At 75.3% G+C, this 24752-nt stretch carries 20 protein-coding genes; 14 read left to right on the forward strand and 6 right to left on the reverse strand.

All coding sequences use genetic code 11. The features are described from left to right. Positions 1 to 457: 457 nt before the first annotated feature. The 3 genes from ACQP04_RS20915 to ACQP04_RS20925 are packed head-to-tail and all read right to left on the reverse strand — an operon-like array spanning position 458 to position 2735. Complete coding sequence (locus tag ACQP04_RS20915; RefSeq protein WP_433502245.1) at positions 458 to 913, reverse strand: universal stress protein; 456 nt, start codon at positions 911 to 913, stop codon at positions 458 to 460. Next, the gene (locus tag ACQP04_RS20920; protein ID WP_433502246.1) at positions 910 to 2196 is read right to left on the reverse strand and encodes an MFS transporter; all 1287 of its coding nucleotides are present in this window, start codon (positions 2194 to 2196) and stop codon (positions 910 to 912) included. Before ACQP04_RS20920 ends, ACQP04_RS20915 begins: the two co-directional genes overlap by 4 nt. Further along, entirely contained in the window at positions 2193 to 2735 is a 543-nt protein-coding gene (locus tag ACQP04_RS20925; RefSeq protein WP_433502247.1) for a MarR family winged helix-turn-helix transcriptional regulator, read from the reverse strand. Before ACQP04_RS20925 ends, ACQP04_RS20920 begins: the two co-directional genes overlap by 4 nt. Before the next feature lie 125 nt (positions 2736 to 2860). Here ACQP04_RS20925 and ACQP04_RS20930 point away from each other — a divergent pair, with 125 nt between their 5' ends. The 9 genes from ACQP04_RS20930 to ACQP04_RS20970 all read left to right on the forward strand — a co-directional run bounded on the left by ACQP04_RS20930 (position 2861) and on the right by ACQP04_RS20970 (position 18590). Beyond that, positions 2861 to 3316: a DUF6319 family protein gene (locus tag ACQP04_RS20930; protein WP_433502248.1), complete on the forward strand. Its 456-nt coding sequence runs from the start codon at positions 2861 to 2863 to the stop codon at positions 3314 to 3316. A gap of 131 nt (positions 3317 to 3447) precedes the next feature. After that, the gene (gene recC / locus ACQP04_RS20935) at positions 3448 to 6792 is read left to right on the forward strand and encodes an exodeoxyribonuclease V subunit gamma (protein ID WP_433502249.1); all 3345 of its coding nucleotides are present in this window, start codon (positions 3448 to 3450) and stop codon (positions 6790 to 6792) included. Next, complete coding sequence (locus ACQP04_RS20940; protein ID WP_433502250.1) at positions 6789 to 10586, forward strand: UvrD-helicase domain-containing protein; 3798 nt, start codon at positions 6789 to 6791, stop codon at positions 10584 to 10586. Before recC ends, ACQP04_RS20940 begins: the two co-directional genes overlap by 4 nt. After that, positions 10583 to 12547: an exodeoxyribonuclease V subunit alpha gene (gene recD / locus ACQP04_RS20945; RefSeq protein ID WP_433502251.1), complete on the forward strand. Its 1965-nt coding sequence runs from the start codon at positions 10583 to 10585 to the stop codon at positions 12545 to 12547. Before ACQP04_RS20940 ends, recD begins: the two co-directional genes overlap by 4 nt. A 90-nt stretch (positions 12548 to 12637) precedes the next feature. Beyond that, positions 12638 to 14323, forward strand: coding sequence for an FAD-dependent oxidoreductase (locus ACQP04_RS20950; RefSeq protein WP_433502252.1), 1686 nt, complete (start codon positions 12638 to 12640; stop codon positions 14321 to 14323). Then, positions 14323 to 15753 carry an ATP-binding protein gene (locus tag ACQP04_RS20955; RefSeq protein WP_433502253.1) on the forward strand — a complete coding sequence of 477 codons (1431 nt, stop codon included), beginning with the start codon at positions 14323 to 14325 and terminating at the stop codon, positions 15751 to 15753. The genes ACQP04_RS20950 and ACQP04_RS20955 overlap by 1 nt, the downstream gene beginning before the upstream one ends. A gap of 13 nt (positions 15754 to 15766) precedes the next feature. Continuing rightward, positions 15767 to 16105, forward strand: a complete 339-nt coding sequence (locus ACQP04_RS20960; protein ID WP_433502254.1) for a UBP-type zinc finger domain-containing protein — start codon at positions 15767 to 15769, stop codon at positions 16103 to 16105. 85 nt (positions 16106 to 16190) lie between these two features. Continuing rightward, positions 16191 to 16679: an NUDIX domain-containing protein gene (locus ACQP04_RS20965; RefSeq protein ID WP_433508409.1), complete on the forward strand. Its 489-nt coding sequence runs from the start codon at positions 16191 to 16193 to the stop codon at positions 16677 to 16679. A 408-nt stretch (positions 16680 to 17087) separates the two neighbouring features. Continuing rightward, positions 17088 to 18590, forward strand: a complete 1503-nt coding sequence (locus ACQP04_RS20970; protein WP_433502255.1) for an MFS transporter — start codon at positions 17088 to 17090, stop codon at positions 18588 to 18590. Between the two features lie 15 nt (positions 18591 to 18605). Here ACQP04_RS20970 and ACQP04_RS20975 read toward each other — a convergent pair whose 3' ends face one another. Both ACQP04_RS20975 and ACQP04_RS20980 read right to left on the reverse strand, forming a co-directional pair. Next, positions 18606 to 18938: a hypothetical protein gene (locus ACQP04_RS20975; protein WP_433502256.1), complete on the reverse strand. Its 333-nt coding sequence runs from the start codon at positions 18936 to 18938 to the stop codon at positions 18606 to 18608. A gap of 5 nt (positions 18939 to 18943) precedes the next feature. Next, positions 18944 to 19270, reverse strand: coding sequence for a hypothetical protein (locus tag ACQP04_RS20980; protein ID WP_433502257.1), 327 nt, complete (start codon positions 19268 to 19270; stop codon positions 18944 to 18946). Between the two features lie 155 nt (positions 19271 to 19425). Between ACQP04_RS20980 and ACQP04_RS20985 the strand changes: the two genes are divergently transcribed. Then, positions 19426 to 19683, forward strand: a complete 258-nt coding sequence (locus ACQP04_RS20985) for a DUF7218 family protein (protein WP_433502258.1) — start codon at positions 19426 to 19428, stop codon at positions 19681 to 19683. Between the two features lie 122 nt (positions 19684 to 19805). Beyond that, on the forward strand, positions 19806 to 20516 hold the full coding sequence (locus ACQP04_RS20990; RefSeq protein ID WP_433502259.1) for a DUF4383 domain-containing protein: 711 nt from the start codon (positions 19806 to 19808) through the stop codon (positions 20514 to 20516). A gap of 99 nt (positions 20517 to 20615) precedes the next feature. Here the strand turns inward: ACQP04_RS20990 and ACQP04_RS20995 are convergent, their stop codons facing one another. Then, positions 20616 to 22877, reverse strand: a complete 2262-nt coding sequence (locus ACQP04_RS20995; protein WP_433502260.1) for a molybdopterin-dependent oxidoreductase — start codon at positions 22875 to 22877, stop codon at positions 20616 to 20618. Positions 22878 to 22931: 54 nt separating this feature from the next. On the opposite strand from ACQP04_RS20995, the gene ACQP04_RS21000 reads away from it, so the two are divergent. From ACQP04_RS21000 to ACQP04_RS21010, 3 genes are read left to right on the forward strand one after another with little or no spacing between them, the layout of a single operon-like run. Further along, positions 22932 to 23732: a 5-formyltetrahydrofolate cyclo-ligase gene (locus ACQP04_RS21000; RefSeq protein WP_433502261.1), complete on the forward strand. Its 801-nt coding sequence runs from the start codon at positions 22932 to 22934 to the stop codon at positions 23730 to 23732. After that, positions 23729 to 24232: an O-acetyl-ADP-ribose deacetylase gene (locus tag ACQP04_RS21005; RefSeq protein ID WP_358208245.1), complete on the forward strand. Its 504-nt coding sequence runs from the start codon at positions 23729 to 23731 to the stop codon at positions 24230 to 24232. Before ACQP04_RS21000 ends, ACQP04_RS21005 begins: the two co-directional genes overlap by 4 nt. Positions 24233 to 24242: 10 nt before the next feature. After that, the gene (locus ACQP04_RS21010; protein WP_433502262.1) at positions 24243 to 24749 is read left to right on the forward strand and encodes a gamma carbonic anhydrase family protein; all 507 of its coding nucleotides are present in this window, start codon (positions 24243 to 24245) and stop codon (positions 24747 to 24749) included. Positions 24750 to 24752: the final 3 nt, after the last annotated feature.

Below are 24752 nucleotides of genomic sequence, written 5' to 3' on the forward strand. Positions count from 1 at the left end.
TCTGCCCAGGTCGAGGATGTCGAGCGGATTGAGGGCTTGGCTCACCTTGCGCGGCCGTTGCCACGTCTGTCGGGCCGAGCTCGCGACGCATACCGTCGAGCTTCAGAAGCCCGACGTGGTGTTCCGTGGTGCCCCACGGTGTGAGCAGCAGGGGGCTGATCGCCGTGTCGACGTTCGCGTAGTTGGCGATGAACCAATGGTGCAGGCGGCGATCTTCTCGCCCGTATCAACATCTCGCCCAGGCGTCCGCGGTCAGGCAGACGTCCTCGGCGAGAACGTTGTCGCCGAGCGGCCGCAGCGCCGGGTACGCCAGCCGAAGACGGCGAAGTGCGCCTCCTGATGGCCGTGTTCGACGACGACCCGGCCCTCACCCGGCAATGCCCCGACCTCATGATCATCGCCGACAAGAGAGCACGTCTCCCGTGAACTCTCGACGCCTACCTGGCCGAGCGTGGTCCTACGGCACCACGGTCACGGGCCAGCGCCCGGCACGCACCACGCGCACGGCCACCGAGCCGAAGAGCTTGTGCCCGGCCTGCATGCTGGCCCCGACGAGGATCGCGTCGGCCCGCTCGCGCTCGGCGACCCGGGTCAGCGCCAGCACCGGGTCGCCGACGACCACCTCGAACGCCACCTCGACGCCGTACTGCGGCCCGAGCTCCTCGACCCCGGACCGCAGCTCCTGCAGCAGCGAGTCCTCCTGCGGGTCGGTCACGGCCGCGGCCGCCAGGGGCACCGCCGTGGCGAAGGCGACGGACGGGATCCGGTCGGCGTACACCGCCACGACCCGGCCGCCCTGCCGGCGGGCCTGGCCGACTGCGTAGTGCAGCGCCCGCCAGCCCGTCTCCGACCCGTCGATGCCGACCACGACGGCCCGCGGGCCGTCGCAGCCGTACTCGAAGCCGCCGCTCACCGTCGCCCGCCCTCGCGCTCCAGCGCCTGCTCGGCGAGGATCGCCTCCTCCTCGACCGCGGGCACCCCGGTGACGGCCTCCTCGGCGGCCGCGTCCTCGGCCGCGGCGTCCTCGTCGGCGTCCTCCAGCGCGCGGTGCACCGTGCTCAGCAGCAGCGCCCCGGCGAGGACGACGACCGCGGCGATCCAGAACGGGACGTGCACGTTCAGGCCCTCGGCCAGCAGCCCTGCGGCGAACGGGGCGAGCCCGCCGCCGATGAACCGGACGAAGCCGTAGGTGGCGCTGGCGACGTTGCGCGGCACCGGCGAGATGCTCATGACCGCGGTCGTGACCAGGGTGTTGTTCAGGCCGACGAAGGCGCCCGAGAGGACCACCGCGACGATCACGGTGGGCACCGAGCCGGAGAAGGTGCCGATCACCGCGAGGATCACGGCGACGCAGACCAGGCTCCCGTAGAGCGTCCGCGCGGTGCCGAAGCGGTCCTTGAGCCACGTGGCGCCGAACACCGCGAAGAGCGCGACGAGCACGCCCCACGCGAAGAAGACGGCGCCCAGCCGCAGCGCGGAGAGGTTCATGAGGAACGGCGCGTAGCCGAGCAGGGTGAAGAAGCCCCAGTTGTAGAGCAGGCCGACCAGGCTCGTGGTGCGCAGGCTGCGGTGCCGCAGCGCGGTCAGCGGCTCGGAGAGCCTCGACGGCTCGGCGGGCTTCGGGGTCGTGTCGACGAACACGACGGTCGCGACCAGCGCGATCAGCATCAGCGCCGAGACGCCGAAGAAGGGGCCGCGCCAGGAGATGTTGCCGAGCAGGCCGCCGAGCAGCGGCCCGGACGCGATGCCGACGCCCAGCGCGGTCTCGTAGAGCACGATCGCCCCGCCGAACCCGCCGCTCGCCGAGCCGACGATCACGGCGAGACTCGTGGCGATGAACAGGGCGTTGCCGAGGCCCCAGCCGGCCCGGAAGCCGACGATCCCGCCGATGCCGCCCGCCAGCGCGGCCGCCGCGGCGAACACGACGATCAGCGCCAGCCCGATGACCAGGGTGCGCTTGGCGCCGATCCGGCTGGACACCCAGCCGGTGCCGAGCATGGCCACGGCGGTGACCACGAGGTAGCTGGTGAAGAGCAGCTCCACCTGGGTGTGGCTGGCGTGCAGCTGCGTCGCGAGCGCGGGCAGGATCGGGTCGACGAGGCCGATGCCCATGAACGAGATGACACAGGCGAAGGCGACGGCCCAGACGGCCTTCGGTTGCCGGAGCGGACTTGCGGACGTGCCGTGAGAACTCACGACGGCTCCCCCTCGGTACGGGTCTCGCGGGTGGTCGGGGTGCCGGCGGCCTCGCCGCCCGGCCCGGTGGGGCCGGTCGGGGTCGTCGGGTACGGGGTGTCGGTCAGGGCGGCCAGGGCGTGCGTCGCGCCGAGCAGCGCGCGCCGGTCGTCGGCCGACAGGGTGGTGATCCGCTCGGCGAGGAACTCCGTGCGCCGGGCGTGCCGGCCCGCGATGTAGGCGCGGCCCGCGGCGGTGGCCGAGACGAGCGTGGCGCGGCCGTCCGACGGGTCGGGGGCGCGCTCGACCATCCCGGCGGCCTCCAGCCGCCCGACGATGCCGGTCATCCCGGGCTGCGAGGTCCGCTCCTGGGCGGCCAGCTCGGTGACCCGGCGCGGCCCGCGCCGGTCGAGGTCGTCGAGCACGGCGAGGGCGACGGTGTTCCACTCCTCGGCCCGCAGCGTGCGGCGCAGCCAGCTCGCGGTGCGTTCGAGGACCTGGGCGAGCTCGGCCACCTGCGCGTCGTCGCGCGCCGGGCGCACGGATGCCGTGGGAGTCACGCGCACCATTACATCACGCAACTATATAAGTGGTCGATGCACCGTGCCTCACACCCGGATCCCGGAGCGGTCGAACGCCTGTTCTACGGTCACCCTGGACGTTCCGCCGTGAGGAGAGGGAGCACGTGACCGCCGAGACCGAGAGCACCTCGACGACCGCCTCGACCGACACCGCCCCGACCGGGGGTTCCGCACCCGACACCGCTGCTTCCGCCGCTGCGACGCCGGAGGGCGGCGCGGCCCCCGCCGAGGCGACGGCGGCCGAGCCGGAGAAGCGCAAGCGGGGCCGGCCGAAGGGCTCGACGGCCCGCACGACCCGGGTGGTCGAGCTGACCCTCACCGTGAGCGGCACGGCCGACGGCGAGTGGCAGGCCGAGCTCAAGCGCGGCACCACGTGGCTCGCCCGGGCGCTGCCGGTGTCGGCGGGCGCCGTGCAGAAGGCCGCGGCCGAACTGCACGCGGAGATCGCCGGCCCGATCGAGGAGGTCATCGGCGAGGCGCGGGCCACCCGCGAGGCCAAGGTCGCCGAGCTCGAGGCCCAGTTGGAGCAGGCCAGGAAGGCACTCGCCGAGCTCGACTGACCCGCCGCGCCGATCCCGCGCCGATCCGGCGCCGGCCCTGCGCCGGCCCTGCGCGGGTCCCTCGCCGCCGCCCGCCGACCGGTCGGCGCCGGGCCTGTGGACACGCCGCGGGGGCCTCGCCGGAACCGTCGGTGGGCGTCGCTAACTTGGCCCACGTGTGGGTGGTGCACCGGGCCGAGCGGGCCGACCGGCTGGCCGACGCGCTCGCCGAGGTGATCGGCGGGCCGGCGGCCGATCCGTTCGTGCCCGAGATCGTCGCGGTGCCCGAGCGCGGAGTCGAGCGGTGGCTCGGGCAGCGCCTCGCGCACCGGCTGGGCACCGTCACGGGGGCGGACGGGGTGTGCGCCAACGTCCTCTTCCCGGCGCCCGGGCAGGTCCTCGCCGAGGCGGTCGACGCCGCCACCGGGACCGACCCGGAGACCGACCCGTGGCACCCGGCGCGGGCGGTGTGGCCGCTTCTGGAGGAGGTCGTCGCGGCCGTCGAGGCGCCGGGCGAGACCTTCGCGGCGCTCGCCGCACACCTCTCGCAGAGCGGCGGCAGCCGGACCTACGCCGTCGCCCGCCGCCTCGCCGACCTCTTCGCCGGCTACGCCGTCCATCGCCCGGACATGCTGCGCGCCTGGTGGGCGGGGTCGCCGGAGGGCGTGCCGGAGGACCTGCGCTGGCAGGTGGAGCTGTGGCGGCGGCTGCGCGCCCGGATCGGCGTACCCGGCCCGGCCGAGCGCCTGGAGCAGGCCGACCGGGCACTGCGCGCCGATCCCGGTCTGGTCGGGCTGCCGGACCGGCTGTCGGTGTTCGGTCCCACCCGGCTGGCCGCCGAGCACCTCGCCGTGCTGTCCGCGCTGGCCGAGCACCGCGAGGTGCACCTCTGGCTGCCGCACCCCTCCCCCGCACTGTGGGAGAAGCTGTCGCCGGCGCAGGGCGCCGCCGTCCCGCGTCAGGAGGACGGGTCGGCCGGCGAGGTGGTCAACCCACTGCTCCGGTCCCTGGGGCGGGACGTGCGGGAGCTGCAGCTGCGGCTGCCCGCCGGGGTCGCGGACGTGCATCACCCGGCCGCCCCGGCGCCGGCCACCCTGCTCGGGCGCCTGCAGGAGAACCTGCGCGAGGACCGGCTGCCCGCCGGTGAGCTGCCGCTGCTCGATCCCGCCGACCGCAGCGTGCAGGTGCACGCCTGCCACGGGCCGGACCGACAGGTGGAGGTGCTGCGCGAGATCGTCCTCGGCCTGCTCGCGGCCGACGAGACCCTCGAGCCGCGGGACGTCATCGTCATGTGCCCGGACATCGAGGCGTTCGCGCCGCTGATCTCGGCGTCGTTCGGGCTGGCCGCCGCCCTGCCCGACGCGGGCGCGGCGGGCACCGACCCGGAGGACACGCACCCCGGGCACCGGCTGCGCGTCCGGCTCGCCGACCGGGCGCTCCGGCAGGCCAACCCCCTGCTGGGCACCGTGTCGGCGCTGCTCGAGCTGGCCGGCTCCCGGGTCGCCGCCTCGCAGGTGCTCGACCTGGTCGGCTCCGCGCCGGTGCGCCGCCGCTTCCGCCTCGACGACGACGCACTGGACCGGATCGGCGAGCTCGTCGTCCGGGCCGGGGTGCGCTGGGGGCTCGACGGCGAGCACCGCCGCCCCTTCAGGCTCGACGGGTTCCCGCAGAACACCTGGGCGGCCGGGCTGGACCGGATGCTGCTCGGGGTCGCGATGGCCGAGCGGCCCGGCGAGCAGGGCTGGCTGGGCACCGCCCTCCCGCTCGACGACGTCGACTCGTCGGACGTCGACCTCGTCGGCTCGCTCGCCGAGCTCGTCGACCGGTTGCACACCACCCTCGCGGCGCTCGCCGGACCGCAGCCGCTCACCGTCTGGATCGCGGCCCTGCTCGACGGGCTGTCCGCCCTCACCGCCACCACCGCGTCCGAGGCGTGGCAGGACGCGCAGGCGCGGGCCGAGCTCGCCGAGGTGGTGCGCTCCGCCGGCCCGCAGGGCGGCACCGTCCCGCTCACGCTGTCGGACGTGCGGGGCCTGCTGGCCGACCGGCTGCGCGGCCGCCCGAGCCGGGCGAACTTCCGCACCGGCACGCTGACCGTCGCCACACTGGTGCCGATGCGGTCGGTGCCGCACCGGGTCGTCTGCCTCCTCGGGGTGGACGACGGGGTGTTCCCCCGCACCGGCGCCCCCGACGGGGACGACGTGCTGGCCCGCGACCCGCGCGTCGGCGAGCGGGACCCGCGCAGCGAGGACCGCCAGCTGCTGCTCGACGCGATCACGGCCGCCACCGAGCACCTGGTCGTGGTGCACTCGGGCATGAACGAGCGGACCGGGGCGGACCGGCCGCCCGCCGTCCCGCTCGGCGAGCTGCTCGACGCGGTCGACGCGACCGTGCGGGTCGAGGACGGGCGGGCCAGCGAGGCGATCACGGTCCGGCACCCGTTGCAGCCCTTCGACCCGCGGAACTTCACTCCCGAGCTCACCGCGGGGACCACGCCGTTCAGCTTCGACCGCAACGCCCTGGCCGGTGCCCGGGCGCTGCAGGGCGAGCGCCGCCCCGTGCCCCCCTTCCTCGCCGCGCCGCTCGCAGCGGCGGAGTCCGGCGACACCGTGGAGCTCGACGACCTGGTGCGCTTCCTCGAGCACCCGATCAAGGCCTTCCTGCGGCAGCGGGTCGGCATGGTGCCGCGCTCCGAGGACGAGGAGCCGGCCGACGCGCTGCCCGTCAGCCTCGGCGGGCTGGACGAGTGGGCGGTCGGGAACCGGATGCTGCGGGACCGGCTCGCCGGCGCCCCGGCCGAGCAGTGCGTGCAGGCCGAGTGGCGGCGCGGCGAGCTCCCACCCGGCACGCTCGGCGGTGCGGTGCTGGAGAAGGTCAACAGCGCGGTCGAGCCGCTGGTCGAGGCGAGTGCGCAGCTGCGGACCGGCGAGCCGGTGTCCCGGGACGTGGCGGCGGACCTGGGCGGGCTGCGGGTCGTCGGCACGGTCGCCGGCCTCTACGGGTCCACGCTGGTCACGGTCGAGTACTCGCGGCTCGGGCCGAAGCACCGGCTGCGGGCCTGGGCCCGGCTGCTCGCGCTCACCGTGACCCGCCCGGACACCCAGTGGCGGGCCGTCACGCTCGGCCGCGGACGCGGCGGCGGGGCCATGCGCGCCACGATCCGGCCGCTCGGCGCCGACGAGGCCGGGGCGGCCCTGGCGGACCTGGTGGCGCTGCACCGCGAGGGGCTGTGCGAGCCGCTGCCCGTCTCCACCCCCTGCACCGCCGCCTACGCGAAGGCCCGCCGGGCCGGCGCGGCCGCGCGGGACGCCGAGCTGGCCGCGGCCAAGGAGTGGACGTTCGAGAAGGAGGACGAGGCGATCGTCGCGGTGCTGGGCGCCGACCCGGAGTTCGAGCGGCTGCTGGAGCAGCGGGGGGTGGTGGAGACCCGGTTCGGCGAGCTGGCCGAGCGGATCTGGCGGCCCCTGCTCGACGCGGAACACGTGGAGTTGCTGTGACCACCACCGGGGCGCAGGTGCTCCTCGCCCACCCGCAGTTCGAGGTCGACGGCCCGCTGCCCACCGGCACCACCGTGCTGGAGGCCAGCGCGGGCACCGGCAAGACCTTCACGATCGCCGCGCTGGCCACCCGGTACGTCGCCGAGGGCATCGCCGCGCTGCCCCGGCTGATGCTGGTGACCTTCGGCCGCGAGGCAACCCAGGAGCTGCGCGAACGCGTCCGCGAGCGGCTCGGCGCCACCGAGCGCGGGCTCGCCGCCGGGGTGCCCTCGGCGGACCCGGTGACCCGGCTGCTGCAGCAGGGCAGCCCGCGAGAGGTCGCGGCGCGGCGGGCCCGGCTGCGGGCGGCGCTCGCGGAGTTCGACGCGGCCACGATCGCCACCACGCACCAGTTCTGCCAGCAGATGCTGGCCGGGCTCGGGGTGGCCGGGGACAGCGACCCCGACGCGGAGTTCGTCGAGCACGTCGACGACCTGGTCACCGAGGTGGTCGACGACTTCTACGTCCGCAAGTACGCCGCCCCCGGTGCCGGCCGGCCGGACTTCTCCCGGGACGAGGCGCTCACGCTCGCCCGGCAGGCCGTCGGCGACCCGCAGGCCCGGCTCGAACCCGCGGACGCGTCACCCGGCTCGGTCGCCGGGGTCCGGTACAACTTCGCCAAGGCCGTCCGTGGGGAGGTCGACCGGCGCAAGCGCGCGCGGCGGCTGTTCTCGTACGACGACATGCTGACCCGTCTCGCCGGTGCCCTGCGGGACCCGGTGCGCGGCGCCGCGGCCCGTGAGCGGCTGCAGGCCCGGTACGACGTGGTGCTGGTCGACGAGTTCCAGGACACCGACCCGGTGCAGTGGGAGATCCTGCAGCGGGCTTTCCACGGGCACGTCACGCTCGTCCTGATCGGCGACCCGAAGCAGGCGATCTACGCCTTCCGCGGGGCCGACGTGGTCTCCTACCTTGAGGCGGCGAAGGAGGCCGGGGAGCTGCGGACCCTGGGCACCAACTACCGCACGGACGAGGCGCTGCTCGAGGCGCTCGACGGGGTGTTCGGCGAGGTCGCGCTCGGGTCGGACCAGATCGTCGTCCGCGCGGTGGAGGCGCACCACACCGCGCGGCGGCTCGCGGGAGCGCCGTCGGACGAGCCGTTCCGGCTGCGGGTGGTCGACCGGGACCGGCTGGAGCCGCTCACCGGGCGCCGGCTGGGGCGGGCGCAGAAGGCGCGGGAGGTGGTGGCGGAGGACGTCGCCGCCGACATCGCCGCCCTGCTCGCCTCCCCCGCCACCGTCGAGGACCGGCCGCTCCGCGCCGGCGACGTCGCGGTCCTGGTCCGCACCAACGCCCAGGGCGTCCAGGTGCGGGACGCGTGTACCGCGGCCGGTGTGCCGGCGGTCCTGACCGGCACCACCAGCGTGTTCACCACCGAGGCCGCGGCCGAGTGGTTGACCCTGCTCGAGGCCGTCGAGCAGCCGCAGCGCGCCACCCGGCTGCGCGCCGCCGCGCTGACCTGCTTCGTCGGGCACACGGTCGAGGAGCTGTGCGGCGAGCGGGCCGAGGAGCTGATCGACGAGCTGGGCACGGACCTGCGGGCGTGGCACGCGGTGCTGGCCGAGCGCGGCGTCGCAGCGCTGTTGGAAGCGGTCACCAGCCGCACCCGGCTGCCGTCGCGGCTGCTCGGGCTGCGCGAGGGCGACCGGCGGCTCACGGACGTCCGGCACATCGGGCAGGTGCTGCACGGGGCGTCGCTGGAGCGGCACCTCGGCCCGTCGGCGCTGGTCGAATGGCTGCGCCACCGCATGGCCGACGCCGCGCGGGACACCACCACCGAGCGGAGCCGGCGCCTGGAGTCCGACGCCGACGCCGTGCAGATCGTCACGGTCCACCGCAGCAAGGGCCTCGAGTTCCCGGTGGTCTACGTCCCGTTCGGCTGGGACCGGTGGGTCAACGACAAGGCCGAGGTCCTGCTCGTCCACGACGACGCCGGCGGCCGCGTCCTCGACGTGGGCGGGGCCGTCGGGCCGCACCGCTCCGAGCGGCTGCAGCGGCACCTCGAGGAGGAGGCCGGCGAGGACCTGCGGCTGATGTACGTCGCGCTCACCCGGGCGCGCTGCCAGGTGGTGGCGTGGTGGGCGCCGACCACCACCACGGAGTGCTCGGCCCTGCACCGGCTGCTGGTCGGGCGGCCCGCCGCCGGGACCGTGCCCGAGGCCGGCTACCGGGTCCCCTCCGATGCGTCGGCACTGGAGCTCCTGCGTTCGCTGCCGGGCGTGGCCGTCGAGACGCTCTCCGACCGCACCCCCGTCCCCGCCCCGGACCGCGACGGCGACCCGCCTCAGCTGGGCGTGGCCCGGTTCGCCCGCCGGCTCGACGCGGCGTGGCGGCGCACCTCCTACAGCGCCCTGACCGCCGACGCCCACGGCCACCACGCGGCGGTGGAGACGCCGGAGCCGCCCACGCCGGGCGTCGGGTCGGAGCCCGAGGCGCCGGGCAAGGACGACGAGGCCGAGCTCGAGCTGCTCGACGTCACGTCCGAGCTCGGGGCGGACCTGCCCTCGCCGATGGCCGACCTGCCGCTGGGCACCGGGTTCGGCACGCTGGTCCACGCCGTCTTCGAGCACCTCGACACCACCGCGGCCGACCTGACCGCCGAGCTGCGGGCCCGGGTCGACGAGGAGCTGGCCCGGCAGCCCGCCGAGATCGACCCGCAGGCGCTCGCGGCGGCGCTGCGGCCCGTCGTCGAGACGCCGCTGGGGGCCCTCGCGGGCGGGCGCGCGCTGCGGGGGATCCGGCCCGCCGACCGGCTGGCGGAGCTGGACTTCGAGATGCCGCTGGCCGGCGGCGACACCCCGTCCGGGCAGGTCACGCTCGGCGACCTGGCGCCGGTGCTGCGCCGGCACCTGCCCGCCGGAGATCCCCTCGTCGGCTACCCGGAGCTGATCGCCGCGCCCGGCCTGGCAGGGCAGCCCCTGCGCGGGTACCTGACCGGGTCGATCGACGCCGTCCTGCGGGTGGACGGCCGCTTCCTGGTCGTCGACTACAAGACGAACTGGCTCGGCCCGTCCGGTCCCGGCGGCCGCGAACCGCTGACCGCCGCGCACTACGCCCCGCCGGTCCTCGCCGCCGCGATGCAGGCCGCGCACTACCCGCTGCAGGCGCTGCTGTACTCGGTCGCGCTGCACCGCTTCCTGCGCTGGCGGCTGGCGGGCTACTCCCCCGAGCGGCACCTGGGCGGCACGCTCTACCTCTTCCTCCGCGGGATGTGCGGCCCGGACACCCCGCAGGTCGACGGCACCCCCTGCGGCGTCTTCGGCTGGCAACCGCCCCCCGCCCTGATCGCCGAGCTCTCGGACGTCCTCGACGCCCGCTCCACCGGCCGTGATCGCCAACCCGGACCGACGGCGGCCGCAGGTGGCGCCGGACGGCCCGAAGCGACGATCACCCCCACCGCCGACCCGGGCCCCGCCACACCTCCCACCCAGGATCACCACCCGGGGCCGCTCCCGGCCATGGATGACGCCGAAGGGTCCGAAGCGGCGATCAACTCCGACGCCGCTCCCAGCCCTGCCGCACCACCGACCCAAGATCACCAACCTGGACCGCTTCCCGCCGACCGTGGCGTCGAGCCGACAGAAACGGCGATCGTGGGCGGCGACGAGGAGCGGGTGGAGTTGCCGCTCGACCTGCCCGAGCCCACGGAGGCTCCGTATCCGCGGGAGCGGACCTCACGGCCGCGAAGGGCCGCGCACGTGGAGGCCGAGGAGCCCGGGCTGTTCGACCTCGGTGACCTCGGAGGCGGCCGGTGAGCATTCCCCGGACCGCGCCCGCCGCCGCGGAGCGTGATCCCTACGACCTCCGCACCGCCCGCAGCGCCACGGGCCTGCTGGGCGAGTTCAACGTGGCCGGGGTGCTGTCGGCTGCGGACGTGCACGTCGCGACCCGGCTCGGGCGCCTCGGCGGCGATCCCCGCGGTGAGCCCGAGGAGGTGCTGCTCGCCGTCGCCCTCACCGTCCGCGCCATCCGCAACGGCTCGGTGTGCGTCGACCTGGCCGAGGTCGCCCACACCGTCCTGGGCGAGGGCGAGGAGTCGGTCGACGTCTCCGCCCTGCCGTGGCCCGAGCCGGCGGCCTGGCGCGCGGCCGTCGAGCACAGCCCGCTGGTCGCGAGCGGCGCCGACGCCGCGTCCGGGCGCCCGCTGCGGATGATCCCGGTCGCGGGCGGACGGGGCCTGCTCTACCTCGACCGCTACTGGGCCGAGGAGGAGCTGGTGCGCCGCGAGCTGCGGGACCGCGCCGCCGCCGAGCAGCCAGAGGTCGACCCCGACCGGCTCCGGGCCGCCCTCGCCCGGCTGTTCGACCACCCGGCCGAGGCCGGCCACGAGGCGGACACGCCGCAGGGCACGGACCTGCAGCGGCTCGCCGCGGCCGTCGCCGCCCTGCGCCGGGTCACCGTGCTCGCCGGCGGCCCGGGCACCGGCAAGACCACCACGGTCGCCCGGCTGATCGCGCTGCTCCACGACCTGCACGAGCTCGACTCACCGTCGCCGCTGCGGGTCGCGCTCGTCGCCCCGACCGGTAAGGCGGCCGCGCGGCTCGGCGAGGCGGTCGCCCAGCACACGGCCGAGCTGCCCGAGGAGGACCGGGCGCGCGTCGGGTCCCCGGCGGCGTCGACGATCCACCGGCTGCTCGGGCGGCGCCCCGGGTCGTCGAGCCGCTTCCGCCATGACCGCGCCAACCGCCTCCCGCACGACGTCGTGGTCGTCGACGAGACCTCCATGGTCTCCCTCACCCTCATGGCCCGGCTGCTCGAGGCGGTCCGGCCCGACGCCCGGCTCGTGCTGGTCGGCGACCCGGACCAGCTCGCGTCCGTCGAGGCGGGCGCGGTGCTCGGCGATCTCGCCCGCGCGGGCGGTCGCCCCGAACCGGCGCTCGAGGGCCGGCTCAGAGAGGTCGGGGCGCTCGCCGAGGAGGACCCGCCGGTCGTCCACGGGGTGGTCACGCTCCGGCACACCTGGCGCTTCGAGGGCGGCATCGCCGAGTTCGCCGGCGCGGTCCAGGCGGGCCGTGCGGACGACGCGGTCGCCCTGCTCCGCGAGGGCCGCGCCGACCTGCAGTTCGTGGAGAGCGACCTGGAGGTGCGGGAGCCGGCGGGCCTGGAGGGTCTGCGGGCGGACGTGGTCGACGCGTCCGGCGCGCTGATCTCCGCGGCGGTCGCCGGCCGCACCGGCGAGGCGCTCGACGCCCTCGAACGCCACCGCCTGCTCTGCGCCCACCGCCGCGGCCCCTACGGCGTCACGCGCTGGAGCCTGGAGGTCGAACGCTGGCTCGCGCAGGCGCTACCGGGGTTCGACGAGGTGGCGCCGGGTCGGCCCGGACCGTGGTACCCGGGCCGGCCGCTGCTCGTCACGGCCAACGACTACGACCTCGGCCTGTACAACGGCGACACCGGCGTGGTCGTACGCCAGTGCGGCGCGCTGCGGGCGGTGTTCGGCCGGCCGAACGCACCCCAGTCGTTCGCGCCCGCCCGGCTCGGCGGGGTGCAGACGGTGCACGCGATGACCGTCCACCGCAGCCAGGGCAGCCAGTTCGCCCGGGTCACCGTGGTGCTGCCGCCCCCGGACTCCCCGCTGCTCACCCGCGAGCTGCTCTACACCGCGGTGACCCGCGCCCGCACCGCCGTCCGGATCGTCGGCGGCGAGGAGGCGGTCCGCGCCGCCGTCGCCCGTCCCGTCAGCCGGGCCAGTGGCCTGCGGGAACGGATGGGCTGACCGACCGCCCGTACAGCCGTGGGCGAACACGCGCGCACAGCGGACGAATGCCGGTGACCCGGCGCGGCCGGGCAGGGCAGGATGGGTCCCATGCCGGAGGCTGCCTCCTCGCTCGTCCCCGCCAAGCCCGCCCTCGTCACCGTCGACGACGACCCCAGCGTCTCCCGCGCCGTGGCCCGCGATCTGCGGCGCCGGTACGGCGAGACCTTCCGCGTCGTGCGCGCCGAGTCCGGGCAGCAGGCCCTGGACGCGCTCAAGGAGATGGCGCTGCGCGGCAACGACGTCGCCGTCCTGCTCGCCGACTTCCGCATGCCCGGGATGAACGGGCTGGAGTTCCTCGAGCGGGCCATGGACCTGTACCCCGCGGCCCGGCGGGTCCTGCTGACCGCCTACGCCGACACCGACGCCGCCATCACCGCGATCAACGTCGTCGACCTCGACCACTACCTGCTCAAGCCCTGGGACCCCCCGGAGGAGAAGCTCTACCCCGTCGTCGACGCCATGATCGACGCCTGGCGCGCCGCTCCGCGCAAGGAGGTCTGCGAGACGCGCGTGATCGGCCACCGCTGGTCCGCCCGCTCCCACGAGGTCCGGGACTTCCTCGCCCGCAACCAGGTCCCCTACCGCTGGTACCCCGTCGACCAGCCCGAGGCTGCGCGGCTGCTGCAGGCCGCGGGCGTCGACGACTCGCACCTTCCCGTGGTGATCTCCCCCGCCGGGGAGTGCCTGGTCGCACCGGACGAGATGCAGCTCGCCGAGCGCGTCGGGCTGGCGACCGTCCCGCTCACGGACTTCTACGACCTCATCGTGATCGGCGGCGGCCCGGCCGGGCTCGGCGCGAGCGTGTACGGCGCGTCGGAGGGCCTGCGGACGGTCCTGGTCGAGCGCACCGCGACCGGCGGCCAGGCCGGGCAGAGCTCCCGGATCGAGAACTACCTGGGCTTCCCCGACGGCGTCTCGGGCGCCCAGCTCACCGACCGCGCCCGGCGCCAGGCCGTCCGGCTCGGCGCGGAGGTGCTGACCGCGCGCGAGGTCGTCGCGCTGGAGGCCAACGGGCCGGCACGCACGGTCCGGTTCGCCGACGGCAGTGCCATCCACGCGCACGCCGTCGTGCTCGCCACCGGGGTGAGCTACCGCGAGCTCGACGCCCCGGGGCTGGCCGACCTGGCCGGCCGCGGCGTGTTCTACGGCTCCGCGCTGACCGAGGCGGCGGGCTGCGCGGGCGCCGACGTCTACATCGTCGGCGGCGCCAACTCCGCGGGTCAGGCCGCGGTCTACTTCTCGCGGCACGCCCGCAGCGTCACGATGCTGGTGCGCGGGCCGGGCCTGCAGGCGTCGATGTCGCAGTACCTCATCGAGCAGATCGAGGGCATCCCGGAGATCACCGTCCGGACGTGCACCGAGGTCGTCGAGGCCACCGGTGGCGAGCACCTCGAGAAGCTCACCCTCCGGGACCGCAACACCGGGGAGACCGAGACGGTCGACGCCGGCTACCTGTTCGTGTTCATCGGCGCGACCCCGCGCACGGACTGGCTCGGCGAGCTGGTCGAGCGCGACGCCGGCGGGTTCGTCCTGGCGGGCCCCGACCTCGTCGTCGAGGGCAGGCGGCCCGCGGGATGGGCCGAGGACCGGGATCCGTTGCACCTGGAGACGAGCCTGCCGGGGGTCTTCGTCGCCGGCGACGCACGGGCGGACTCCGTGAAACGGGTCGCGTCGGCCGTGGGCGACGGGGCGATGGCCGTGTCGCTCGTCCACCGCTACCTGGAGAGGCCCTGATGAGCGCACCGATCGCCTGCGACCCGGACGAGCTGCGCCGGCTCTTCCTGTTCGAGAAGCTGCAGCCGGACCAGCTCGACGCGCTGTGCCGGCAGGGCCGGATCGAGACGTTCGAGCCGGGCCAGGTCTACCGCGAGGGCGATCCGGCCACGTGCTTCTACGTGCTGGTCGAGGGCACGGTGGTGCTCGCCCGGCGGTCCGGGGAGGAGGACGTCGAGGTCGAGCGGACGTCCCAACCCGGGGTGTACGCGGGCGCCTGGCACGCCTACCTCGGCGATCGGGTGCCGCAGGTCTACAACAACTCGCTGCGGGTCACGGTGCGCTCGCGGTTCTACGTGCTCGACGCCGAGAAGCTCTCCACGCTGATGCGCGAGTGGTTCCCGATGGCGCTGCACCTGCTCGAAGGCCTGTTCTTCGGCATCCAGAACACCCAGCAGGCCGTCAGCCAGCGCGAACGGCTCCTCGCCCTCGGCTCGCTGTCGGCCGGGCTGACCCACGAGCTGAACAACCCGGCCGCCGCGGCGGTGCGCGCCACGTCCACCCTGCGCGAGCGCGTCGCCGGGATGCGGCACAAGCTCGGGCTGATCGCGGCCGGCCCCTACGAGCGGGCCGACCTCGAGACCCTCATGCGCCTGCAGGAGGACGCCGCCGACCGCGTCGGCAAGGCCCCCGAGCTCGGCCCCCTCGAGACCGGCGACGCCGAGGACGAGGTCGGCGAGTGGATCTCCGACCAGGGCATCGACGGCGGCTGGGACATCGCGCCGAACTTCGTGGCCGCCGGGATCGACGTCGACTGGCTGCAGCAGGTCAAGGCGAGCGTGCCCGCGCCGATACTGGAGAGCGCGGTCCGCTGGCTGAACTACACCGTCGAGACCGAGCTGCTGATGAACGAGATCGCGGACTCGACGACCCGGGTCTCGACGCTGGTCGGCGCGGCCAAGCAGTACTCGCAGATGGACCGGGCGCCCTACCAGACCGTGGACGTGCACGAGCTGCTCAAGTCCACGATCGTCATGCTGCACGGCAAGTTCGGGAACGGCGTGCAGCTGGTCAAGGACTTCGACCGCAGCCTGCCGAAGATCTCCGTCTACGCGGCCGAGCTGAACCAGGTGTGGACGAACCTGATCGACAACGCCGTCCAGGCGATGGACGGGCACGGCACCCTGACCGTGCGCACCGCGCGGGAGGGCGACCGGCTGCTCGTCGAGATCGGCGACACCGGCCCCGGGGTCCCGGCGGAGATCCGGTCGCGGATCTTCGAGCCCTTCTTCACCACGAAGGCCGTCGGCGAGGGCACCGGGCTCGGCCTGGACATCTCCTGGCGGATCGTGGTCAACCGGCACCACGGCGACCTGCGCGTGCTCTCCGAGCCGGGGAACACCCGCTTCCAGGTCCTGCTGCCCTTCGACGCCCTGATCGACGAATCGTGACAGTGGAGGAATCGTGACGACCATCGACCCGTCGGTGCCGCCCTCGGGCACCGGGTGCGCGGAGTGCGAGGCCGCCGGCGGCTGGTGGGTGCACCTGCGCCGCTGCGCGACGTGCGGGCACGTCGGCTGCTGCGACACCTCCCCCGAGCAGCACGCGACCGCGCACTTCCGCTCCACCGGGCACACGGTGGTGCAGAGCTTCGAGCCGGGCGAGGACTGGTTCTGGGACTACGACCGCGAGGTCGCACTCTCCGGCCCGGCGCTGGCCCCGCCGTCGGCACGCCCGGAGACCCAGCCCGTCCCGGGTCCGGCCGGCCGGGTGCCCGCCGACTGGCGCTCGAAGATCCACTGAGCAGCTCCACCGAGCAGCTCCACCGAGCAGCTCCACCGAGGCCGGCGGGCGCCGGCCCGGCGGCAGGGCGGAGAATCGCGCCGTGCTGACGAGTGCCGGGATCCTGCTCCACCGCGACCGCGCCGGAATCGTCGAGGTGCTCCTCGGGCACATGGGCGGGCCGTTCTGGTCCCGCAAGGACGCCGCCGCCTGGTCCATCCCGAAGGGCGAGCTCGACGCGGGCGAGGAGCCGGTGGCCGCCGCGCGCCGCGAGTTCGCCGAGGAGCTCGGGTTCCCGCCGCCGGACGGGGAGCTGCACGAGCTGGGCTTCGTCGTCCAGTCCGGGCGGCGCAAGACGGTCCTGGGCTTCGCCCTGGGCGGCGACGTGCCCGACGCGGAGGTCGCCGCCGTGGCCGAACGGCCGGACGACGGCTCGTGGATCGAGATCGAGTGGCCGCGCAACTCGGGTCGCCGGCTGCGCTTCCCGGAGATCGACCGCGCCGCCTGGTTCGACCTGGCGACCGCGCGAGTGAAGCTCGTGAAGGGCCAGCTCCCCTTCCTCGACCGGCTCGAGACCCTCCTCGCCGCGGCCTGAGCCCCGTCCGAACCCCGGCGGATCCCCGCCCCGCACCTCGACCGGACCCCGATCTGAATCGATCGTGAGCCGTCTCACCTGCGAAGGATTGGCGCTCGCGGCCCAGGTTCTGGCACGGTGAAACGTCGACGCACGCGGTCGTGCGTCCGAACCCCGACCGCCCGTCGCGCGCGCCCTCCCCGAGCACCGCGACCGTCACGGTGGGCCCCTCCGAGCCGGCAACCCGGACGCCGCCGGAGCGCGCGGCCCGCCCGAGGACCCACGTTCATGCCCGTCACCCCCGTCGGGTCGCGCCGGCGTGCACCCGTACGCCTCCGTGATCTCCGCCCGTTCCCCCGTACGACACTTCCGGCCGGGCCGGATCCTGCCGGCCGCGCGCCGGCCTCCTTCCGCCGGCTGCGCACCGCCGTGACCGCGCTCTTCGCGTTCGACGGCGCGGTGTTCGGCAGCTGGGCCGCCCGGATCCCGGACGTCACCGCCCAGGTCGGCGCCACCCACGCCACGCTGGGCGTCGCGCTGCTCTGCGTGTCGCTCGGCGCCCTGGCCAGCATGCAGCTCACCGGTCTGCTCGCCGGCCGCTTCGGAGCCGGCCGGGTCGCGCTCGCCGGCACGGCGGGCGCCGCCCTGGTGGTCCCGCTGCCGGGGCTCGCGACGTCGATCCCGCAGCTCTCCGGCGTCCTGCTGCTGTTCGGCGCGCTGACGGGCATGGTCAACGTCGCCATCAACAGCGCGGGCGTCGCCGTCGAGGCGCGGCGGCCCGGGCGGGCCCTGCTGCCCGCGCTGCACGCCGCGTTCAGCCTCGGCGGGCTCGCCGGCGCCGCCGCCGGTGGGGTCGCCTCCACGCTCGGCCCGGTGCTGCCGCACCTCGCGGCCGTCGGTGTCGTCGGTCTCGTGCTCGTCGCCGCGACCCGGTCGACGCTGGCGGGGCTGCGCGACGGTGAGGCCGCGCCGGACACGGACCGTCCGGCGGAGGCGCACCCACCGCGGCGCGGCCGGGCCCTCGTCGTGCTGCTCGGCCTGATCGCCGGCTGTACCGCCTTCGGCGAGGGCGCGATCACCGACTGGGGTGCCCTGCACCTGCGCGAGACCCTCGGCGCCACGCCGGCGCTGGCCGCCGCCGGCTACTCCTGCTTCTCGCTGGCGATGGCCTGCGGCCGGCTGACCGGTGGTGTGCTGCTGCGCCGGCTCGGCGAGACCCGGCTGCTCGGCGGTGGTGCGCTGCTCGCCGCGGCCGGGATGACCGCCGCGCTGGTGACCTCGTCGCCCGAGCTGGCGCTGGCCGGGTTCGTGCTGGTCGGGCTGGGTCTGGCCAACCTCTTCCCGGTCACGATCGCCCGCGCCGGGGCGCACTCGGGCTCGCGCGGCGTGGCCCTCGCGTCGACCGTCGGCTACAGCGGGCTGCTCGGCGGGCCGCCCGCGATCGGATTCCTCGCCGAGCACGCCGGGCTCCCGGCGGCGATGGCGTCGGTGCCGCTGCTGGCCGTGGTCGCGGCCGGGCTGGCGCTGGCCGTCTCGGCCGAGAACCCGCGGCTCCGGCTGCCGGCCCGCCTGCCCCTGCCCGCGCTGCCGACCCTGCCGACGCTGTCGACGGTGCCCGAGCGGCCCGTGCGCGCCGCGCTGAGCCGCGTCGCTCGGGCCACGGCCCGCCCCGTCGACCCGGCCGGTATCGGGATCCTCGCCGCCCGTACGGCGACCGCGGTCGCACGCACCCAGCCGTTGCGCATCGTCCGCACCGCCGGCTCGCGGGTCGCGGTGACCGCCCGGCCCGCGGTGCTGCGCGGGAAGGCGATCGTCCACCGCGCCGCCGCGGACCTGCCCGCTCTCACCCCGGCGACGACGACCACGCCGCCGACCCGCGCCCCGGGCGCCCACATTCGCCCCTACCCGGGTCTGGAGCTGCTCGCCTCCTGACGCGACCGTCCGCACTCACGAGGACAGGCGCTTCCCCAGTCGCCGCCGTGCCCTGCCGACCCGCTTCCGGAAGCGTCGGCGGGGTCGGCGCGACGACCGGGCGAGCCGACGGACGGCCGCGCGGATCTCGGGGATCCGCACACTCCCCTCCAGGCGCCGCTGCACGTCCGCCCTCCGCGGCATGACGAGCCGGACACCGACCTTGCCCAGCTTCACCGCGAGGAAGCCGAGGGCGACGCCGAGCGGGAGCAGGACCACCGTCAGGCACAACACCAGCCCGACGACCATCAGCAGCGAGGCCAGCACCAGCAGCAGGACCCCGGCCACCGCCCGCAGCGCGCGGATCACATCCCTCACCCCAGACGCAGGCGCCGCCGCAGCCGGGAACCGCCGCCGCGCACCGAGTCCTCGGCCCGGCGGACGAGCCCCTCGACGCGGGTGCTGCCGGGCACCATGAGCTTCGCCGCCCGGCTGTAGCAGGACAACCCCAGGACGACGACCGGGATCCCCAGCGGGACCAGCAGGACGGTCGCGCACAACAGGACCCCGACGAGCAGCAGCACCGTCCCGAGCAGGCCCAGCACGATCGCCAGCAGCGCGCGCACCACCGCGGACAGCAGGCCCGTGACGGCCCCGAGCAGACCGGACACCAGACCGGTGACCCCACGAAGCAGGCCCATCGGCGTACCTCCCCCGACTGGCCGCGGGTACCCCGGTCACGCCTGCTCAAACGGTGTTTCGAGGATCACCTCCGTTCGGCGCCGCCCGCCGACCGCCCGGCTTCTTCTCGTCCCGCGGCGCTTAGCACGGAGCGAGCCCGGGTACCACCGCCGACATGCCGAACTCGAGCATCAAGAACGAGAAGATGTACGAGGAGCTGCGCGACCGCGGCGAGAGCAAGGAGAAGGCCGCCCGGATCGCGAACGCCTCCGCGGCCGAGGGCAAGAAGAAGGTGTCGGCCCGCGGCGGCAAGTCCGGCTCCTACGACGACATGACCAAGGACGAGCTCTACGAGCGCGCCAAGAAGGTCGGCATCGAGGGCCGGTCGGGCATGTCGAAGGACGAGCTGGTCAAGGCCCTGCGCGACCACTGACCCACCTCGGGGCCGCTCGGGTGGCGCCCTCCGGCGAAGCGCACCATCCTGGACGTGAACAACGTTCGGCGCGTTTCGTCCGCAGGGCGGACGCGTTCGTCTCCACCACGAGGAGAAGCACCGTGAGCAGCACCGACACATTCGGCGAGGCGCGCGCCGCGGAGGAGCGCACCGCGCGCCGTCTCGACCTCCTGCACCGGACGGGATCGGTGGTGATCGGGCTCGGCCTGTGGGTGTTCGCGGTGCTGGGTTTCGTGCAGCGCCTGGACTTCTTCTCCACCCAGGGCCAGCCGGTGCTCGGCCTGTCCTCCAACGGCCTGCTCTCCGCGATCTCCGTGGTGTTCGGCGCGATCCTGATCGGCGCCGGGATCCGCGGCGGGCGCCTGTCGTCGACCGTGCAGGTCGTGGTCGGGGCGCTCTTCCTGCTCTCCGGCATCGTGAACGTGCTGGTCCTGAACTCGGACCTCAACCTGCTCGCGTTCCGGATGCCCAACGTGATCTTCAGCCTGGTCGTGGGCGGCATGCTGCTGACGGTCGGGTCCTGGGGCCGGTTCACCGGCCGGCTCCGCGCCGACAGCCCCTACTCGCGCGAGCACTCGGTCGGCACGTTCGAGGACCCGCAGCTGAGCCCCGAACTCAGCGGCATCGACCTGGAGGGGAGTGCGGCCGAGGCCGCCGCGGCCCGCGAGCTGGCCGAGGCGGAGCGGGCGGTCGCGGAGCACCGCGCCCGGCCCGAGGTGGTGGCCGAGGTGCGCGCGCTGGCCGGCGTGCGCCGGCCCGAGGACCGCATCCACGCGTGGCAGCAGCGGCACGCGGGCACCGCTCCCTCCTGAGGATTCCCGGCGCCGTCGCGGCCCAGCGGTACCCCGACGACGCCGGACGCCCGCCCGCCGCCGGACGAGAGCCCTCCGGCGGCGGGCGGGGAAACCTCGTCAGGCGCGCGGCACGATCGGCGGCCGCCGGTGCGCCCACACCTCCGGCGGCTCCCCCGCGTACCGCTCCACCTGCACCGTGGTGAGCTGCCCGGTGCAGGCCTGCGCCAGCCGCGAGGTCCCGACGTCCCGGGTCAGCACGTTCGGGTTGCCGTGCACGCAGGTCGGGTCGTCGGCCGAGGCGGGCGTGTACCAGGCCCCCGTCGGCAGCTGCACCACGCCGGCCCGCACCTCGTCCGTGACCCGGGCCGCCGCCAGGCAGGCGCCGCGGGCGTTGACCAGCCGGACGACGTCGCCGTCGGAGATCCCCCGCGGCGCGGCGTCGGCGGGGTGGATCCGCACGACCTCCCGCCCGCCGACCTTTCCCGCCGCGCTGGTGGCACCGAAGTCGAGCTGGCTGTGCAGCCGGGTCGACGGCTGGTTGGACACGAGCCAGAGCGGTTGTTCCGGGGTGGGCGGCTCGGTCGGTGGGAGCCACTCCGGGTGACCCGGACAGTCGTCGTAGCCGAACGACGCGATCCTCTCCGAGGCGAGCTGGATCCGCCCGGACTCGGTCGGCAGCCGGCCGGTGCCCGCGCGGAACGCGGCGAGCAGGCCGCCGTCGTCCGCCCCGGGTGGGAGCTCGTGCTCCCCCGCCGCCCAGAACTCGTCGAAGGTCGGGGCGGGGAAGCCCTTGTCCGCCAACGCCTTCTCGGTCCGCTCCCACAGGTGCGCGAGCCACTCGCGGGTGGTCCGGCCCTCCGTGAAGCGGGGCCCGAACCCGAGCCGTCCGGCCAGCGCGGCGAGGATCGTGTGGTCGTCCCGGGCCTCGCCGTAGGGCTCCGCGACCTGCTTCATGGCGACGACCAGCGGGTCCGTGCCGTGCGCCCCGATGTCCTCGCGTTCGAGCGTGGTCGTGGCCGGCAGGACGACGTCGGCGTGCCGTGCCGTGGCCGTCCACACGGACTCGTGGACGACGAAGGTGTCCACCCGGCCCAGCGCCCGGCGCAGCCGCGCAAGGTCCTGGTGGTGGTGGAACGGGTTGCCGCCGCACCAGTACATAAGCCGGATGTCGGGGTAGGTCCGGTCCTCGCCGTTGTACGAGTAGGGCTCGCCGGGGTGCAGCAGCATGTCCGCCACGCGCGCGACGGGGATGTAGCTGCGCACCGGGTTCGGCCGTCGCGAGAGCGTGGGGACCGGGACCGCGTTGCGCGGCCGGCCGTAGTGCCCCAACGACCCGAGCCCGTAGACGAAGCCGCCGCCGGGCAGCCCGATCTGGCCGAGCATCGCGGCCAGCGCGAGCCCCGCCCACACCGGCTGCTCGCCGTGCTCGGCGCGCTGCAGGGACTGCGAGACGGTGATCAGCGTGCGCCCTGCGGCGAGCCGCCGGGCCAGGGCCCGGATCTCCTCGGCCTCGATCCCGCAGATCCCCGCCGCCCACTCGGCGTCGCGCCCCCGCAGGGAGCGCTCGTACTCCGGCCAGCCCGCGCAGTGCGTGGTGAGGAACTCCCGGTCGTGCAGGCCCTCGGTGAGCAGGGTGTGCGCCAGGCCGGTCATCAGCGCGGCGTCGGTGCCGGGCTCCGGGGCGAGCCACCGGGCGCCGACCTCCTGCGGCAGGTCCTGCCGCAGCGGGCTGACCAGCACGAACCGGGCACCCCGACGGTGCGCCGCCCGCATCGCATCGCGCTCGACGTGCCGGCTCACCCCGCCCGCGGCCACCGTCGAGTTCTTCAGCGCCATCCCGCCGAAGGCGAGCACGGTGTCGGTGTGCGCGGCGATCTGGTCCCAGGTCACCACCGAGCGGGTCACCGCGTCGAAGGGGCCCAGGATGTGCGGGAGCAGCACCTCCGCCGCCCCGCCGGAGTAGGTGTTGACGGACTGCGTGTAGCCGCCGGCCAGGCCCAGGAACCGGTGGATCTGGCCCTGGGCGTGGTGGAAGCGGCCGGCGCTGGCCCAGCCGTAGGAGCCGCCGTAGACCGCGGTCGGGCCGTGCTCGGCGTGGACCCGGCGGAACTCCCCGGCGAGCCGGTCGAGCGCCTCGTCCCAGCCGACCTCGAGGAACTCCTCCCGCCCGCGCCGGTCGGTCGGCCCCGGGCCCTGCTCCCACCAGCCGCGCCGGACCGAGGGGCGGGCCACCCGGACGGGGTTGCGGACGGCGGCGGGGATGTTCTGCAGCACCGGCGACGGGTGCGGGTCGGCCTCGTGCGGGCGGACCTGCAGCTCACCCTCCCGCCACTCGGCCCGGAACACTCCCCAGTGCGCGCTGTGCGGGACCGCCGTCATGTCCCCCATCATGCGGCACGCGCCGCGGCCGACCGGCGCCGATAGGGTCGGCCCATGGCACGGACGCCCCGACGGCACGATCACGACGCGGGCGGCGACCGCGCCCTCCTCGACGCCAAGGCGGCGCTGCGCGAGGAGGTCTGGACCGCGCTGACCGAGGCGAAGGTCGCGCGCTTCCCGGGCGCCCGCAACCGGATCTCCAACTTCACCGGGGCGGAGACGGCCGCCGAGCTCCTGCGCTCGCTGCCCGAGTGGGAGAAGGCGCGGGCGGTCAAGTCCAACCCGGACTCCGCGCAGCTCCCGGTCCGCCAGCGCGCCCTCGAGGACGGCAAGACGCTCTACATGGCCGTGCCGAAGCTCGCCGAGGAGGACCCGTTCTTCCTGCTCGACCCCGAGCACCTCGCCGACCCGCCGCGGCGCGCGGTGTCGATCAAGAACGCCACCCGCTCCGCCCGCCGCGTGGCCGTCGACGAGCTCGACCCCGTCGACCTCGTCGTGACGGGATGCGTGGCGGTCGGCGAGGACGGCGCCCGGCTGGGCAAGGGCGGCGGGTTCGCCGACCTGGAGTTCGCGCTGGCCGGCGCGGCGGGGCTGATCTCCGACCGCACCGTCGTGGTGACCACGGTGCACGAGCTGCAGGTCCGCCCGGCCGGGGTCATCCCGACCGCGGCGCACGACATCCCGGTCGACCTCGTCGTCACCCCGGACCGGGTGATCGACTGCCGGCCGGTGCGGGGCGCGCGGCCGACCGGGGAAGTGCGGTGGGAGTCGCTCACCGACGAGAAGATCGCGGCGATCCCGCTGCTGGCGAAGCTACGGAACCAGGGGCTACGGAACCAGGGAGGTGCCTCGTGACCCGGATCGAGCTGGTCCAGGGGGACATCACGACCCAGGAGGTCGACGCCGTCGTCAACGCGGCGAACTCGGGTCTGCTCGGCGGCGGGGGCGTCGACGGCGCCATCCACCGCGCCGGCGGCCCCGCGATCCTCGCCGAGTGCCGGGAGCTGCGGGCCACGCGCTACCCGGACGGGCTGCCGACCGGCCAGGCGGTGGCCACCACGGCCGGGAACATGCCGGCGCGGTGGGTGATCCACACCGTCGGGCCGGTGTACGCGAAGCGGGAGGACCGCTCGCACCTGCTCGCCTCGGCGTACCGGGAGTCGCTGCGGGTGGCGGACGAGCTCGGCGCGAGGTCCGTCGCCTTCCCGGCGGTGTCCGCAGGGATCTACGGCTGGCCGCTCGCCGACGCCGCCCGCATCGCCGTCACCACCGTGCGCGAGGCGGACACGCAGGTCGAGCTGGCGCGGTTCGTGTTGTTCAGCGCGGAGATCCTGCGCGCGTTCGAGAAGGTCTGAGAGGAGCTCGATGATCACGATCGAGGGGTCGACGCCGTCGGTGGACCCGCAGGCGTGGGTGGCGCCCGGTGCAGTGCTGGCCGGGCGCGTGCAGCTCGGGGCCGAGGCGAGTGTCTGGTACACGTGCGTGCTGCGCGGCGACATGGACTCGATCACGGTCGGCGCCCGCTCCAACATCCAGGACGGCACGGTCGTGCACGCCGACCCCGGGTTCCCGGTGACGATCGGGTCCGGGGTCAGCGTGGGACACCGGGCGGTGCTGCACGGCTGCACGATCGCGGACGACGTGCTGATCGGCATGGGCGCGGTGGTGCTCAACGGCGCGCGGATCGGCTCCGGCACGATCGTCGCCGCGGGCGCGGTGATCACCCAGGGCATGGAGATCCCGCCGAACTCCCTGGTCGCGGGCGTGCCGGGCAAGGTGCGCAAGGAGACGGGGGAGGACGAGCGCCAGGGCATCGCCCTCAACGCCGCCGCCTACGTGCACCTCGCCGGCGTCCACCGCACGGCGACCTGACGC

The organism is Pseudonocardia halophobica (assembly GCF_050948485.1).
GTDB classification, from domain to species: domain Bacteria; phylum Actinomycetota; class Actinomycetes; order Mycobacteriales; family Pseudonocardiaceae; genus Pseudonocardia; species Pseudonocardia halophobica.